At 54.1% G+C, this 15,901-nt stretch carries 10 protein-coding genes; 8 read left to right on the top strand and 2 right to left on the bottom strand.

Annotation, left to right across the window (positions count from 1 at the left end):
• Window positions 1-5: 5 nt before the first annotated feature.
• Window positions 6-725 (bottom strand): winged helix-turn-helix domain-containing protein, encoded by a 720-nt coding sequence (locus ABD892_RS20840; protein ID WP_345198056.1) that lies wholly within the window; start codon window positions 723-725, stop codon window positions 6-8.
• An 827-nt stretch (window positions 726-1,552) separates the two neighbouring features.
• On the opposite strand from ABD892_RS20840, the gene nrdA reads away from it, so the two are divergent.
• The 3 genes from nrdA (at window position 1,553) to yfaE (ending at window position 5,433) form a co-directional block, all read left to right on the top strand.
• Window positions 1,553-3,826, top strand: coding sequence for a class 1a ribonucleoside-diphosphate reductase subunit alpha (gene nrdA / locus ABD892_RS20845; RefSeq protein ID WP_345198057.1), 2,274 nt, complete (start codon window positions 1,553-1,555; stop codon window positions 3,824-3,826).
• A 108-nt stretch (window positions 3,827-3,934) separates the two neighbouring features.
• Entirely contained in the window at window positions 3,935-5,065 is a 1,131-nt protein-coding gene (gene nrdB, locus ABD892_RS20850) for a class Ia ribonucleoside-diphosphate reductase subunit beta (RefSeq protein WP_345198058.1), read from the top strand.
• A gap of 74 nt (window positions 5,066-5,139) precedes the next feature.
• Entirely contained in the window at window positions 5,140-5,433 is a 294-nt protein-coding gene (gene yfaE / locus ABD892_RS20855) for a class I ribonucleotide reductase maintenance protein YfaE (protein WP_345198059.1), read from the top strand.
• A 327-nt stretch (window positions 5,434-5,760) separates the two neighbouring features.
• Here yfaE and ABD892_RS20860 read toward each other — a convergent pair whose 3' ends face one another.
• A complete protein-coding gene (locus ABD892_RS20860) occupies window positions 5,761-7,746 on the bottom strand; it encodes a hypothetical protein (RefSeq protein WP_345198060.1) in 1,986 nt (661 codons plus the stop codon).
• A gap of 289 nt (window positions 7,747-8,035) precedes the next feature.
• On the opposite strand from ABD892_RS20860, the gene ABD892_RS20865 reads away from it, so the two are divergent.
• From ABD892_RS20865 to pyrI, 5 genes are all read left to right on the top strand, one after another.
• Entirely contained in the window at window positions 8,036-9,454 is a 1,419-nt protein-coding gene (locus ABD892_RS20865) for an efflux transporter outer membrane subunit (protein ID WP_345198061.1), read from the top strand.
• Between the two features lie 5 nt (window positions 9,455-9,459).
• Window positions 9,460-10,692, top strand: a complete 1,233-nt coding sequence (locus ABD892_RS20870; protein WP_345198062.1) for an efflux RND transporter periplasmic adaptor subunit — start codon at window positions 9,460-9,462, stop codon at window positions 10,690-10,692.
• Window positions 10,689-13,802: an efflux RND transporter permease subunit gene (locus tag ABD892_RS20875; protein WP_345198063.1), complete on the top strand. Its 3,114-nt coding sequence runs from the start codon at window positions 10,689-10,691 to the stop codon at window positions 13,800-13,802. The genes ABD892_RS20870 and ABD892_RS20875 overlap by 4 nt, the downstream gene beginning before the upstream one ends.
• 497 nt (window positions 13,803-14,299) lie before the next feature.
• The gene (gene pyrB / locus ABD892_RS20880; RefSeq protein WP_345198064.1) at window positions 14,300-15,223 is read left to right on the top strand and encodes an aspartate carbamoyltransferase; all 924 of its coding nucleotides are present in this window, start codon (window positions 14,300-14,302) and stop codon (window positions 15,221-15,223) included.
• 13 nt (window positions 15,224-15,236) lie between these two features.
• Window positions 15,237-15,698 carry an aspartate carbamoyltransferase regulatory subunit gene (pyrI, locus tag ABD892_RS20885; RefSeq protein WP_345198065.1) on the top strand — a complete coding sequence of 154 codons (462 nt, stop codon included), beginning with the start codon at window positions 15,237-15,239 and terminating at the stop codon, window positions 15,696-15,698.
• Window positions 15,699-15,901: the final 203 nt, after the last annotated feature.

A 15,901-nucleotide genomic window follows, 5' to 3' on the forward strand; every position in this document is an offset into this window, starting at 1 on the left:
GCCACTCAGTCCGTACCGGTTTTGACAAACAGATAGCCTTTGGAACGGACGGTTTTGATCAACCGGGGATGCATCGGGTCATCACCGATCTTGGGGCGAATACGGGAGACGCGCACATCAATGGAGCGATCCTGGCCGTCGTATTCGATGCCGCGAAGCTTTTCAAAAATCTCTTCCCGGCTCAACACACGCCCGGCATTGGAACAGAGCAGCCAGAGCAGGTCGAATTCAGCGCTGGTGAGATCAACACTCTGGTTTTCCAGCCAGGCTTCGCGCATGGCGCTGTCCACCACCAGATTACCGAAGGTCAGGCGAATGACGCCGGTTTCTTCCGTCTTCTCGACCGCGGGAAGCCGACGACGCATCAAGGCGCGAATCCGGGCCAGCAGCACCCGCGGACGCACCGGCTTGGCGACATAGTCATCCGCCCCCATTTCCAGCCCGAGGACTTCATCAAGATCATCGGTCCTGGCTGTCAACATCAGGATCGGGCCGCTGTACTCTGGCCGTACCCGACGGCAGATAGAGACACCATCCTCACCCGGCAGCATCAGATCCAGCACCACTAGGTCCGGCTGTTCCTCCAGGATACGGGCAACCGCCTTGGCGCCATCACCTTCGATAGCGGCAGACATCCCGTTGTTTTCCAAGTATTCCTTGGTTAAAGCGGCAAGACGCTCATCATCCTCAACAATGAGAATGCGTCCGGAGTCGGCATTTTCCACAATCGTTTCCACAAGCAGTTGGTCTAAACCGGCTAAACAGGTGCCTGTCGAGTGACAGAATACTGACGCCTGACGTCAGCCTGGCCCCTGCAACATTACGATAGGCATAGCTTACCGATGCCTTATGATAATGACTGTTGCAATCTGTAACCAGAACAGCCTTCGTCACCCTCTGTAACAATTTGAGCCGTATGCCTTCCTTATATCCGGTAACAACGAAACACAATACCCACCTCAAAAAAATCATTGACACCAACCACAAGATATAGTGGATCAGCCTGAAACCTGAAATAAAGAAAAAATCTATCCTTAAACAAATGTTGATTGAAAAAAAATATAGTGTTGCTGAAGGTCGGGGTTGTACACTGGCTCAACCCTCAGTGAGCATCGCTGGAATCGAAATTCTTGCGTGTGCGACCACTAACCCTTTCGGGATTACTCACACCTTATTCACAGTCCCCACGGGTATGACCCAACTTGAAAACTTGGCCATACCGCTTTATCTTGTGTTTATACGTTTTAATTACCCAATATGTTGTAGATCCTGCAAAACGGCTCTCGGCCGGCAAGGATGACACCAGACCAGGAATAAGTAGAGCAACAAGGTCTTGCGCAGTGTGTCAAAACCAGGGAGGGGTTCCATGAATGAACCAATAACCACTGACCCGCCCGGGGCTAATCCGGTCGTCAGTGCGGCGTTTCTGCGCCATCGAAACAGCAGACAATAGGTCGCCGGTGCCCGCAAACGGCGTGCTGACAGGCATTACGTTTGCTTACCACCACATTCCAGGCACCACAAGATATAGTGATCACAGGTACAGGGCTTCATGAACAAAAATCTTCAGGTCACCAAGCGTAACGGACAAAAGGACCGGCTGGATCTCGACAAAATCCACCGCGTTATCGCCTGGGCTGCCGAAGGGCTGGACAATGTCTCCGTCTCTCAGGTCGAGCTGAAATCCCATATTCAGTTCTACGATGGCATCCAGACAGTCGATATCCACGAAACCCTGATCAAATCCGCGGCTGACCTGATCTCCCGGGAAACCCCTGACTACCAGTACCTGGCCGCCCGCCTGGCCATCTTCCACCTGCGCAAGAAAGCGTTCGGCCAGTTTGAGCCGCCGGCACTGTACGACCACGTCGTCCGCCTGGTGGAACTGAAAAAATACGACAACCAGCTGCTGCTGGATTACACCCGGGAAGAGTTCGACGCAATGGACAACTTCCTGGATCACAGCCGCGACATGGATTTCAGCTATGCCGCCGTCAAGCAGCTGGAAGGCAAGTACCTGGTGCAGAACCGAGTCACCGGCGAGTATTTCGAAAGCCCGCAGTTCCTTTATATGCTGATCGGCGCCTGCCTGTTCTCCGGCTACCCGAAAGACACCCGAATGGATTACATTCAGCGTTTCTACAATGCGGTGTCCACCTTCAAGCTGTCACTGCCGACCCCGATCATGTCCGGCGTGCGTACCCCGACCCGCCAGTTCAGCTCCTGCGTCCTGATTGAATGCGGCGACTCACTGGATTCCATCAACGCCACCGCCAGCGCCATTGTGAAATATGTCAGCCAGCGTGCCGGTATCGGCATCAATGCCGGAAACATCCGCGCCATTGGTAGCCCAATCCGTGGCGGTGAAGCCTTCCATACCGGTTGTATTCCGTTCTACAAATATTTCCAGACTGCCGTGAAGTCCTGCTCCCAGGGCGGTGTACGTGGCGGTGCCGCTACCCTGTTCTACCCGCTCTGGCACTATGAAGTGGAAAACCTGCTGGTCCTGAAAAACAACCGCGGCGTAGAAGAGAACCGGGTGCGCCATATTGATTACGGCGTCCAGATGAACCGCCTGATGTATCAGCGACTGATCCAGGGCGGCAACATCACCCTGTTTTCACCCAGTGATGTGCCCGGACTCTACGATGCCTTCTTCGCAGACCAGGAAAAATTTGAGGCCCTGTACGTCCAGTACGAACAGGATCCATCGATTCGCAAAAAGACCCTGAAGGCGATGGAGCTGTTCTCCCTGTTCGCCCAGGAGCGTGCGGGTACCGGTCGCATCTACCTGCAGAACGTCGATCACTGCAACACCCACAGCCCGTTCAACCCGGCCGTGGCGCCGGTCCGCCAGAGCAACCTCTGCCTGGAAATTGCGCTGCCCACCAAGCCGCTGAAAGATATCAACGACCCTGACGGGGAGATCGCGCTTTGCACCCTGGCCGCCTTTAACCTGGGCAAGGTGGAGAACCTGGATGAACTGGATGAACTGGCCGACCTGATTGTCCGCGCACTGGACAGTCTGCTGGATTACCAGGACTACCCGGTGGAAGCCGCCCGCACCTCTACCATGGGTCGCAGACCTCTGGGTGTCGGTGTTATCAACTATGCATATTACCTGGCCAAGCACGGAGTCCGCTACTCCGACGGTTCCGCTAACGGCCTGACCCACAAGACCTTCGAAGCCATTCAGTACTACCTGCTGAAAGCCTCCAACCGTCTGGCCCAGGAACAGGGTGCCTGCCCGAAATTCAACGAAACCACTTACAGCCAGGGTATCCTGCCTATCGATACCTATAAGGATGACGTCAACGGCATCTGCGACGAAGCCCTGCACTGCGACTGGGAAGCCCTGCGCGAATCCATCAAGACGCATGGCCTGCGTAACTCCACACTGACAGCACTGATGCCCTCCGAGACCTCATCCCAGATCTCCAATGCCACCAACGGTATTGAACCACCGCGGGGCTATGTCAGCGTCAAGGCCAGCAAAGACGGCATCCTTAAGCAGGTGGTGCCGGAATACGAGCGCCTGCGTGATAACTACGAGCTGCTTTGGGATATCAACGGCAACGACGGTTACCTGCAGCTGGTCGCCATCATGCAGAAGTTCATCGACCAGACCATCTCTGCCAATACCAACTACGATCCCAGCCGTTTCGAAGGGGGCAAAGTTCCCATGAAACTGCTGCTCAAAGATCTGCTGACGGCCTACAAGCTTGGCGTCAAAACTCTGTACTATCACAACACCCGTGACGGTGCGAGTGACGAGAACCATAAGGAAGACGACGACGGCTGCGCCGGCGGCGCCTGCAAGATCTGATGATCGAATAGCGACAAAAACAACGGCTGTCGCCCGCAGAGTGACAGCCACTGACCGACAAGATAACTGACTTCCGGCGGCCTGCCGCTGAGGACAACCTGACCGACTATGGCTTATACAACCTTCAACCAGGAACAGTTCGACGCCACCCGCGAGCCCATGTTTTTCGGCCGCAACGTGAACGTGTCGCGCTATGACGTCCAGCGCTACAGCATTTTCGAGAAACTGATCGAAAAGCAGCTGTCGTTCTTCTGGCGTCCGGAGGAAGTGGATCTTTCCAATGACCGCAGCGACTTCAACGGCCTGCCAGAACACGAAAAACACATTTTTCTCAGCAACCTGAAATACCAGACCCTGCTGGATTCCGTCCAGGGCCGCTCCCCCAATGTGGCGCTGCTGCCGCTGGTGTCCCTACCGGAACTGGAAACCTGGATTGAAACCTGGGCCTTCAGCGAGACGATTCACTCCCGCTCCTACACCCATATCATGCGCAACGTGGTACCCAACCCGTCAGAGGTCTTTGATGACATCGTCTCCAACGAAGCCATCACCAAACGGGCCACAGCAATCACCTGTTACTATGACGAACTGATTAAAGCCTGCCACTGGTATCACACCCTGGGTGAAGGCGCTCACGAAGTGGATGGCAAGACCATCAACGTCTCTGTCCGCGACATCAAGTGCAAACTATACCTGACGCTGATGTCTGTTAACGTACTGGAAGCCATCCGATTCTACGTCAGCTTTGCCTGCAGCTTCGCCTTTGCGGAACGTGCCACCATGGAAGGCAACGCCAAGATCATCAAGCTGATTGCCCGTGACGAAGCCCTGCACCTCACCGGCACCCAGCATATCCTGCAGCTGATGGCGGAAGGCAAGGATGATCCTGAAATGGCCGAGATTGCCAAAGAGCTGCGCGAAGAAGCCCGCGAGATTTTCATCGCCGGCGCCGAGCAGGAAAAAGAATGGGCAGAATACCTGTTCAAGGACGGCTCCATGATCGGCCTGAACAAGGAAATTCTCAGCCAGTACGTCGAATACATCACCAACCAGAGGATGCAGGCCATCGGTTTTGACGCCCCGTTCAGCATCCGACAGAATCCACTGCCCTGGATGAACAGCTGGCTGAACAGCGATAACGTTCAGGTGGCGCCCCAGGAGGTTGAAGTCAGCTCCTACCTGGTGGGCCAGATCGACAGCGACCTGCAGTCTGAAGACTTTAGCGATTTCTCGTTGTAACCTGCTGACAGCGCCCATCCGGGCGCTTTTTTTTCACCCGCCCCGGCACCGGGCGACAGCAAGGGAAAGGTACGATGGCCAACATCGTTAAAATCGTCGACGGTTACAGCTTCATTCCCCGCTCCGAACATACCCTGCTTGAAGCGCTGGAACACCAGAACCTTGAAATGGAATACCAGTGTCGTCAGGGGTTCTGTGGTTGCTGTCAGATCAATCTGGTCGAAGGGGCTGTAGAGTATCTGGAAGAACCTATCGCCTTTGTGCCTGAGGGTAAAATCCTGCCCTGTTGCTGCCGACCAGCTGCGGATATTACCGTTGAATTGCCTATGCCCTTGGCGATGCTGCAGAAACAAAAAAATTCAGCTTGATTTTGCCGATTTCGAGACCAAATGATGTTCATCATCTATTTTCAACACAGATGCATCCGTAAGACTTTTGCATAATTTTATGTGAATACACCGATTCCTCAATGAATACCAAACTGGATACTAAAAATCACCGAAAACGATAATGCCTGAAACAAAACATTGTACCATTTAAAGATAATTGAACAACGCAAATACAACACTAGCAAAATCAAGAAAGCAACCTAGAAACACTCCTTGTTATCACCCTGACTCCAATCATCCCAAAAGACCGATTAGAGAAAATCATCAACTACTTGCTAAGCAAGTAGTTGATGATAAGGAAATTATTTATATATCAAACCTTCTATTAACATAATCATCATAACTTCCTTGATAGCCCATTTCGGCAAGCATTTTATACATCACCTTCATATCTTTCTCCGAATTATTAAACTGCCTAGTTTCTCGGGCCATAAGTGTTATCCTGATCCTTTCTATTCCATCTGCATCCTCAGTGATCAATGGCACAAGAAGTTTTAGGCTGCAGTCTTTGGGTTGTAGGACATTAGTCTTTATGCTGCATGTACCGGCGAAAAGAATCAAGTCAGAGAATTCTTCAAGAAATGCTTTTTTCTGATCGTCGGTTCTTATGCTTCTTGGAACGCCATATTTCTCCTCAGCCTTCTCCATCATCTTTGCCGGATCATCACCAGCCAATTTTCTTAGCGCCGACACTTCATTTCTAATCATTTTATCCATAGCCGATTCGATGACACCTTTTACCACTGGATTATTTCCTTTTAAGTACGCTTCAATCTGCCCATATGACAACGCACCTTGATTATTTTTAAGCTGGCTAGACCATGGGGACGTTGCTATATTGCGACCTGCCCCGCCAGCATGATTATACACCCAAACTTCTTCAGCACTTTTAAATAAACTTATTAACAACTCCCTATTACCTTTTTTTAAACTCCCCATCAACTGTGGTGAAATCTGCCTAAATAAAAAATCAGAAAACTGATCAGTTACATATTGCTTTTTTCCTTCGCTTGTCAAAGGGTATTTTGGCACTACATCACCAGAAGCGCCCTGAACCATATAGGTTTCCATTTGACTCCATACAGGATTAAGATAATTGAACTTAGACGATTTCTGAGCAACATCTTCACTCTGTATGCTTTCTTCGTCATAGTCTTTTCGCCTAGCATTAATGGCATCCAAAAGCCCAGCTCTATCCGCTTGGCCTTCTCCTTTAATTTTATTCCTCAACCTTTCTTGCGCTTTTAATGCTGCTTCAGACTGTCCTTTGCTCTGACTCCAGCTTTTTTTATTACCTGCTTGAGATTGATCACCTGCCGGTGGTGGCGGTGGCGGCGGTGGTGGTGCGGATGCAGCCGGAGGTGGCGGTGGCGGTGGCGGTGGCGGTGGCGGTGGCGCCTCCATGCTAGTCGCGGAAGGTTGTGGTGTAGTCTGAACTGGCGACAGGTTTGACGACGTCTGCACTTGAGAAAGAGACTGTTTTTGAGGTTCACCTGCAGTGTCACTGCCTCTCGCTTTTGCTTGCTTTCTATCAATCAGATCCTGCTTCCATTGAGGTAGCGCAGCGTTAGGTTTAGATGCATCTGTTGCCTTTAGAGGCGTTGCAGCGTTTTTCTTTACTGACGGCTTTGTCATTACCACAGGCTTCAATATTGAAAATTGATTCTGCGGTGTCTGTCCATTATTCGGTTCAGATTTTTTATTAGGCTCGGTGATAGAATCGCCACCTGCTTTAGCATTCTTCCTTTTGAGCAGAGCTTGCTTCCACTTGGGTATCGAAGTATCTGCTTTATTTTCATCTGCTGCCGATGCTTTCGACGTTACAGTTGCCTTACTTCCTGCAGATTTCGTCATGGTTACTGACTGCTCTGATGGAACACTCGCGGGCGTAAGCGCAGTCTGTTTCCCCCGCGTCTTCGCACTGTCCCCCGCAGTTTGTGAAGGAGGGGACTTTATCGTCTGCCTACCCTCCAATACCGATTGAGCTGCAATCCTTACCCGATCAACTACCTTCTCAACATCAGCATCAACCTCCCGCCCGTTCTCGAGTAGTCTGATTGCCCGCTCAGTGATTTGTATTGTTTGCTTTATTCTCACCTCGTTTTCCGAACCAGTGATATCGCGAAGGCGATTCCCGTATGCTTTCAGCTCTTCAACAATCTTTACCGTTCTAGGCGTGACAAACGCATCACCCGTAGATACAGAATTAGCCACCGCATTTTTTATATTTTTAGTGGGGGAGCCTGTTACATTATTGTGAGTTTGAGTCCGTGACGTAGGAAAATCAGGCATGGTTATCTCCTTCTTTTATAAGTTATTTTCCTTTTTGGCTCCGTTATTGTGACACCTATGCCTCTTTGCTCAATCAGACCTTGGTGAAACCCTTCTACTAAAGTCTAGAAGCCACACTGAACGATATTACGAAAGATCAACATATACTCAGTTATTGAGAATCATTTACAAAATAACTTGTGGAACTTCGTTACAAAAAGTAAAAATAACGGCAATCTTTTTAGAACTTCTTCTGAGAAACTCAGTCCATATTCCAAAAAGCTGTATCAGGGACACACCACAACAACCTATGCTTCAACAACCACGGACTCTCCTGCCAACGCTGGGCAGTGCGGCGCTCTGTCTACTTCTGACAGCGTGTGCGCTTACGCCGCCAGATACCGCACCCGATCTGCCACTGACCAAGCAGTTCACCGCCCAAGGTACCACCAAGCTGGATAATGACTGGTGGCTGGACTTCAAAGATCCTCAGCTCCAGGCACTGATGCAACGAACATTTACCCGAAACTACTCCCTGCAAGCTGCCCGCGAGCGCCTGAATCAGGCCGAAGCCCAGGCAAGGAAGGCAGGAGCCTCCCTCTTTCCGGAGATCAGCGCCTCAGGCAGCGGGAAGCGAATCCGAGCAGATAACGGCACCACCCTAGGGAACAGTACCGATTACACCCTCGGCCTGGAGGCTGCCTATGAGCTGGATTTCTGGGGCAGAAACCAGGCCAGCCGGGAAGGCGCCCGCTACAACTGGCTCGCCAGCCGGGAATCGCTGGATGCCGCCACCATGACCCTGGCAGCGACCCTGGCCAATACCTGGTATGCCCTGCAGGAACAAACCAGCCAGCTCACACTACTGGCCGAACAACGAGAGAACCTGACCAACACCTTAAAACTGATCGATTTTCGCTATAAATCCGGCCGCGCACCCGCAACGGATGTCATGCAGCAGCAGCTTCAGCTGGAAGCCATTGAAGCAGATATCATCCAGGCCAGGGCGCAACAGCAGGTGCTGATCCACCAGCTCAACATTCTGGCCGGCCAGGCACCATCAGCCCCACTGGACTGGAACCCTGCAGCACTCCCGACACTGCCAGAGCTGCCGGATACCGGCCTGCCCGCAACACTCACCGAACGCCGGCCAGACCTGCGCCAGGCCTGGTTTGAAGTCGAGTCCCTGCGCCAGGGTGTCGTGGTGGCGCGTGCCGACCGTCTTCCGCGCCTGACGCTGACGGCCTCATTGTCTACAGCCAGTGACCACTGGCATAACCTGTTTGACACCTGGGCGGCCAGCCTGCTGGGCGGCATCACTGCCCCCCTGTTTGATGGCGGACAGCGAAAGGCGGAAGCCGACCGGGCGCTTTATGCCTTGCAGGAATCTGTCCAGAACTATACCCAGACCGTACTGGAAGCACTCGGTGAAGTGGAAGACGCCCTGGTTCGTGAAGACCACCAGCAGGCGTACCTCACTCAGTTGACCCAGCAGGTAACCCTGGCCACACAGATTCTTGATCAGACACAGCTGCGCTACGCCAAAGGGGCGACTGACTATCTCAATGTTCTGCAGGCCCAGAAAAGCCTTCAGGATCTCCAGCGTCAACACCTGTCAGCGCAACGACAGCTGATTGAATACCGCATCGCACTCTACCGCGCATTAGCCGGTGGCTGGCATCCGGATAACACTGACCATCACGAACCGCCTGCAGGTCAGGAGGTATGAAAACCATGAACACGCTACCCACGCCCACTGCCCGCTGGCTCAAACTGGCACTGCCTGTCGTCATCATCCTGGCAGGCATCACGGTCTCTGTCCTGCTAATAAAAAGCCCCCCGCGGGCAGGCACGGCAGCACCACCGGACAATACCCGCCTGGTCAATACGCTGCGGGTCGAAAAGGCTGAACATCGCCCCGTCGTTGAAGTCATGGGGCAAGTGGTCGCAAAACGGCAGGTGACACTGTACCCGCAGGTCAGTGGTGAAATAATCCAGGTCAGCCCGGCACTGGTACCCGGTTACACCGTCAGCGTCGATGAAACCGTTATCCACCTGGACAACAGTGATTACCGCATCGCCCTGCAGCGCATGGCCAGCAACGTTGCCAAAGCCAATGCCGACCTGTTACTGGAACAGGGTCAGCAAGCCATCGCCCGCCAGGAGTATGAACTGACAGGACGTAAACTGTCTCCCGCCGACGAAAGCCTGGTCTTGCGCCAACCCCAGCTTCAGGCGGCCGAGGCAGCGCTGGCATTGGCTGAAGCAGATCTTGCGCAAGCCAACCTTTCCCTGGAACGCACAACCATCAAACCACCCTTTGATGGTCAGGTTGTCAATCTGAACGTCGAGCTGGGCAGTTTCGTCAATACGTCTACAGCACTGCTGGAAATGGTGGATGTTTCAGAGTTCCGCCTGGAAGCCAGCGTGTCCGTCGAGCAATTGCAATGGCTGACCGGCGGTGATTCGGTCAGTGGTTCCCCCGTCAAGGTTTACAGCCCCTCCTGGCCAGACAGCCAATTCAGGAACGGTTACGTGCTGTCGGTTTCACCCAGCCTGGAAGCAGGCACGCGCATGGCTCGGGTTCTGATTGCCATTCCCGATCCGCTGGCACTGAAACCGGAAAACCACCAGCAGCCAGCCGTTCGCGTCAATGACTACCTGCGCGCTGACATTCAGGGCCCCGCCATTACCGATGTGGTCGCACTGCCCAGGGAGCACCTGCATAACGGCAATACCGTCTGGCTCATGAGCCATGACAACACGCTCGAGGTGCGTACAGTGGCACCCGTGTTTACCGGGCAGGACACCGTACTGATCGCCAATGGCATTACGACAGGCGAACACATTGTCACCTCGGCCCTGCCGGCGCCGGTTCCCGGCCTTCCCCTGCGAACTCGGGAAGCCCCCTCTGAGATTAATAAGCTGGTCAACGTACCCCGACCCAAGGGAGATCAGCCCCTATGAGCCGAGCATCCCTGAACCGTGGCCCCATTGCCTGGATGGTCAACAACCGGGTTACGCCCAACCTGTTGATGCTGTTCCTGTTGATTGGCGGCCTGATGCTGTCGATGCAGATCCGCAAGGAAGTCTTCCCGGAATTCACCCTGGACATGGTCAATGTCAGCGTCGCCTACTCCGGCGCCACACCGGAAGAGGTGGAACAGGGGATTGTCCTGGCGATCGAAAATGAAATCCGCGGCATTGAAGGCATTGAGGAAATCACCGCCCGCGCCAGCGAAGGCAGTGCCATGGTTTCTGCGGAGCTGATGAATGGCGCCAATCCCGACCGTACCCTGCAGGAGATTGAACAGGCTGTCGGCCGAATCAGTACCTTTCCGGAAGAAGCCGAAAAGCCGATCGTCAGTCTGGGCGGGAGAAAACATGCGGTATTGGACCTGGTACTGCACGGCAATGTGAATGAAGTCACCCTGAGGGAACAGGCAGAGACGATCCGTGATCAATTACTGCAGTCACCGGGCATTACCCAGGCTGAACTGGATGGTGCGCGCAACTACGAAATCCAGGTGGAGGTCAATCGCGACACCCTGCGTCGTTACCAGCTAACCCTGACGGACGTCGCCAATACGATACGCAACAGTGCACTGGACCTGTCCGGCGGCACCCTGAAAACGGAAGGGGGGGAAATCAGCCTGCAGGTTCAGGAGCGGCGGGACTGGGCCCGGGAATTCGCCGGTATTCCACTGCTCACCACGCCTGAAGGTGGCCTCTTGACGTTGGGTGATGTGGCCTCTGTCAACGATGGTTTTGAAGACAGTGATGTCTACAACACCTGGAATGGCGATCCGTCCATCGCCATCACGGTGTACCGGGTCGGTGACCAGACGCCTATTGGGATTTCCGATGTGGTCCATGACGCACTGTCAGACATCACCGCAGAATTGCCACCCGGCATCAGCCTGGTCGTTGCGGATGATGATTCAGACATCTACCGGGCACGGATGGATCTGCTGCTGAAAAACGCCTTCATGGGACTACTGCTGGTGCTGGTTGTTCTGGGCCTGTTTCTGGAGTTCCGGTTGGCGTTCTGGGTCACCATGGGCATCCCCATCTCATTCCTGGGCGCACTGCTGATACTGCCCGGGCTGGATGTCTCCATCAACATGGTGTCGATGTTCGCCTTTATTATTGCCCTGGGTATCGTGGTGGATGACGCCATCATTGCCGGCGAAAACATCTATGAAAACATGCAACAGGGCATGGATTTTCACAAGGCGGCCATTATCGGTACCCGACAGGTTGCCGTCCCCCTGACCTTCAGTATTCTCACCAATGTGGTGGCCTTCCTGCCGATCCTCTTCCTGCCCGGCTTCCTGGGCAAGATTTTCATGGTCATCCCTATCGTCGTGATCAGTGTGTTCCTGATATCCTGGATTGAATCCCTGTTCATCCTGCCGGCACACCTGGCCTGGATGAAAAAACGTCCGACCAGCCAGCTCGGTCGTCGACTGGACCACTTTCAGGAAAGCGTGGATCGTCGCCTGCAGGGTTTCATCCAGCAGCGTTACCAGCCGGCCATCGCACAGATCATGCACCATCGCTACCTGACCATGGCGATTGGCATCGCATTGCTAATGATTGCCATTGCTTTCATGGGCAGTGGACGCCTGGGCTTTACCCTCATGCCCCGCACCGAATCCGACCGCGCGACAGCGACGGCCACCCTGCCCTACGGCAATCCTCTCAGCCAGGCTGAAGCCATACGCGAACAGCTGGAAAAGGCGGCCCATCAGGTCGCCCAAAATAATGGCGGTGACCGTCTGCTGAACAGCATCGAAGCCCGAATCAACGGCAATGAAGTCAAGGTGTTCATGCACCTGCAGGAAAACGGTATCCGCCCGGTCAGTACGACAGAAGTCACCCATCTCTGGCGTGAAGCTGTCGGGCAGATACCCGGCATTCAGGGACTGGCCTTCTCAGCCACAGGGCGGGGACCTGGCGGCGGCTCCGCCCTTACCGTTGAATTGAGCCATCGCAATACCGCCTTGCTGAAAGCTGCGAGTGAACAACTGGCCGAGGACCTGGCCCAGTTCCAGGGCGTCTCCGACATTGAGAACACCTTTGCCAGCGGTAAGCCCCAGCTCAGCTTCAAGATTCGCCCGGAAGGTCGTAGCCTGGGGCTGACAGCCCGGGATCTGGCCACCCAGGTTCGCTCATCCTTTTATGGCGCCCAGGCCTTCCGCCAGCAGCGGGGCAGCAATGAAGTCAAAGTCATGGTTCGCCTGCCGGAATACCAGCGCATCAGCGAATATGACCTGGAGCAGCTGATGATCCGCACCCCCGCTGGTGACGACGTGCCGCTGTTCCAGATCGCCGACGTGATTCGTGATGAGTCCGCCTCCACGATCAATCGCCGCAACGGCCGCCGAACCGTGGATGTCAGAGCGGATGTCACACCGCTGGGCAAGACCCCACAGGTGATTGCTGCACTGGAAAAATCGGCATTCCCGGAGCTTCAGGCCGCCTACCCGGGGCTGGATATCAGCCTGCAGGGTCGCCAGGCCGATGAACGGGAAAGCCTCTCCAGCATGGTAACGGGCGGCGCACTGGCGCTGATGATGCTTTACCTGTTACTGGCCATTCCGTTCCGCAGCTATTCGCAGCCATTTGTCGTGATGGCGGTAATACCGTTTGGTGTTGTCGGGGCGGTGATCGGTCACGTACTGATGGGCTATACCCTGAGCATGGTGAGCTTGTTCGGCATTGTCGCCCTGTGCGGTGTGGTGGTGAATGACAGCCTGATCATGGTGGATTATGCCAACCAGCAGCGGCAGAAAGGGCTGGATGGTTATGAAGCCATCAAGCAGGCCGGTGTCCGGCGTTTCCGGCCGATCATGCTGACCACCATCACCACGTTTGGCGGTCTTGCCCCCATGATCTTCGAAACCTCGCGCCAGGCACGCTTTATGATCCCAATGGCTATCTCACTGGGTTTCGGCATCCTGTTTGCGACACTGATCACCCTCGTACTGCTGCCCTGTCTGTATGGCATTCTGGAAGATAGCAAGGCACTCTTTACCTCTGGCTCAGACCACCAAACGGCCAGCAACCCTTAATCATGCAACTGTACCCGGACAGAACTGATGCTGTCCGGGGCACTGACCACTAAGCAAGCGCAACTGACACTGTAACCACGTAATGCCCTTGTCAGCCGCCGGTCAGCGGGATACATTGATAGGGATAGTGTCAGAATGCTTCTGACTGGCGTCAGGCGAAAACATATGAAAATCGGCTTGACCCAGAACCGGCCATCCGTATAATGCCGCACAATTTGTCCGAAGCCCTCTGGCCGGACGTGTTTTCAGAATTGTTTTGCAGCAGGGATAACCGCCAGTGATGATTTGCGCCGCACGCACAAACACACACCGAATGGCACACAGTGTTGAGCCCTGCACTGTTATTCCCCATTTATCGCTATTCATTTTAAAAAGCCCCTTTTTTCAGGGGCTTTTTTTTGACCGCAATACGCTCGAACCACAACAGGGAAACCGTCTGCCTGATCGGCAGCCGGCTTTCAGACTTCACCCCAGGAAAAGGACAGGTGCGCTGAAACATGGCTAATCCTCTCTACCAGAAACACATTGTTTCCATCCCCGAGCTTACCCGTGAGGAGCTGGAACTGATTGTGTCCACCGCCGAAAGCCTCAAAAAGGAACCCCGGCCGGATCTGCTGAAAGGCAAGGTCATTGCCAGCTGCTTCTTCGAGGCGTCCACCCGGACACGGCTCTCCTTCGAAACCGCCGTGCAGCGATTGGGCGGCACCTTCATCGGTTTTGACAACGGCAGCAACACCTCACTGGCCAAGAAGGGTGAAACCCTGGCAGATTCGGTTCAGGTCATCTCCTCCTACACTGACGCGTTCGTTATGCGCCACCCGCAGGAAGGCGCAGCCCGGGTTGCCTCTGAGTTCTCCACCGTACCCGTGATCAACGGCGGTGACGGCTCCAACCAGCACCCGACCCAGACCCTGCTGGACCTGTTCAGCATCCACGAATGCCAGGGTCGGCTGGACGACCTGAAGGTCGCTTTCGTCGGTGACCTGAAGTATGGCCGCACCGTCCACTCTCTGACCCAGGCGATGAGCCATTTCAACGCCGAATTCACCTTCATCGCGCCTGACGCCCTGGCCATGCCGGACTACCTGCTCGAAGAGCTGGAAGAGAAAGGCATCACCTGGCGCACCGCCCAGAGCATTGAAGAGATTGCCCACGAAGTGGACATCATCTACATGACCCGGGTACAGAAAGAGCGTTTCGACGAGACCGAGTACAAGCTGATCGCTTCCCAGTACATCCTCAGCGCGGAGACCCTGAAAGAAGCCAAGCCCAACCTGCGCGTCCTGCACCCACTGCCCCGGGTCGACGAGATTAACGTGGATGTGGACAGCACCCCTTACGCCTACTACTTCCAGCAGGCGGAAAACGGCGTCTACGCCCGGGAAGCGCTGCTGGCGCTGGTACTGAACGAAACGATCTGAGGAGCAGGACATCATGGTTGAGAAGCATAAACTCCAGGTAGAAGCGATCCGCAAGGGCACCGTGATCGACCATATCCCGGCCGGTCAGGGCATCAAGATCCTCAAGCAGCTGCAGCTGCTGGGTAGCAATGTCCGCATTACCGTCGGCTTCAACCTGCCCAGCAAGGATCTGGGCCTGAAGGATATCATCAAGGTTGAGAACCGCCTGTTCAACGAAAAGGAAGCCAATGAGTTGGCGATCTTTGCACCGGGCGCGACCATCAACGTAATTGATGAGTACCAGGTGCAGAACAAGTTCGAAATGAGCATTCCTGAGTCCATCGAAGGCGTGTTCGAGTGCCCGAACTCCAACTGCATCACCCACAATGAGCCGGTGCAAACTCACTTCTCCCTGCGGCAGTCGAAAGAATCTCTGCAGATGAAGTGTAAATACTGTGAGAAAAGTTTCAGCAAGGATATTGTGGCTGGCATTTAAATTTTTCTGATACGCAAAAGATCGGCGATGCATATTCTTTTTGAATATGCATCGCTATGTTGCAAAGGTAATTCCAACATCCGTCTACTACACTTAAAAGCATATTAACCATTTGCATATATATCCTTAAATCCCGCTTAACCTTGGGAATGTGAGCAAGCTGGCCGTACTTTTGGCAACAGAGTACAGTTTTTGCACAAAAC

Source organism: Kistimonas scapharcae (assembly GCF_039540975.1).
GTDB lineage: Bacteria > Pseudomonadota > Gammaproteobacteria > Pseudomonadales > Endozoicomonadaceae > Kistimonas > Kistimonas scapharcae.

Coding starts and splice junctions, on each gene's coding strand:
- yfaE (WP_345198059.1), top strand. CDS start 5,140: ATGGCCAACATCGTTAAAATCGTCGACGGTTACAGCTTCATTCCCCGC.
- nrdB (WP_345198058.1), top strand. CDS start 3,935: ATGGCTTATACAACCTTCAACCAGGAACAGTTCGACGCCACCCGCGAG.
- pyrI (WP_345198065.1), top strand. CDS start 15,237: ATGGTTGAGAAGCATAAACTCCAGGTAGAAGCGATCCGCAAGGGCACC.
- pyrB (WP_345198064.1), top strand. CDS start 14,300: ATGGCTAATCCTCTCTACCAGAAACACATTGTTTCCATCCCCGAGCTT.
- ABD892_RS20865 (WP_345198061.1), top strand. CDS start 8,036: ATGCTTCAACAACCACGGACTCTCCTGCCAACGCTGGGCAGTGCGGCG.
- ABD892_RS20870 (WP_345198062.1), top strand. CDS start 9,460: ATGAACACGCTACCCACGCCCACTGCCCGCTGGCTCAAACTGGCACTG.
- nrdA (WP_345198057.1), top strand. CDS start 1,553: ATGAACAAAAATCTTCAGGTCACCAAGCGTAACGGACAAAAGGACCGG.
- ABD892_RS20860 (WP_345198060.1), bottom strand. CDS start 7,746: ATGCCTGATTTTCCTACGTCACGGACTCAAACTCACAATAATGTAACA.
- ABD892_RS20875 (WP_345198063.1), top strand. CDS start 10,689: ATGAGCCGAGCATCCCTGAACCGTGGCCCCATTGCCTGGATGGTCAAC.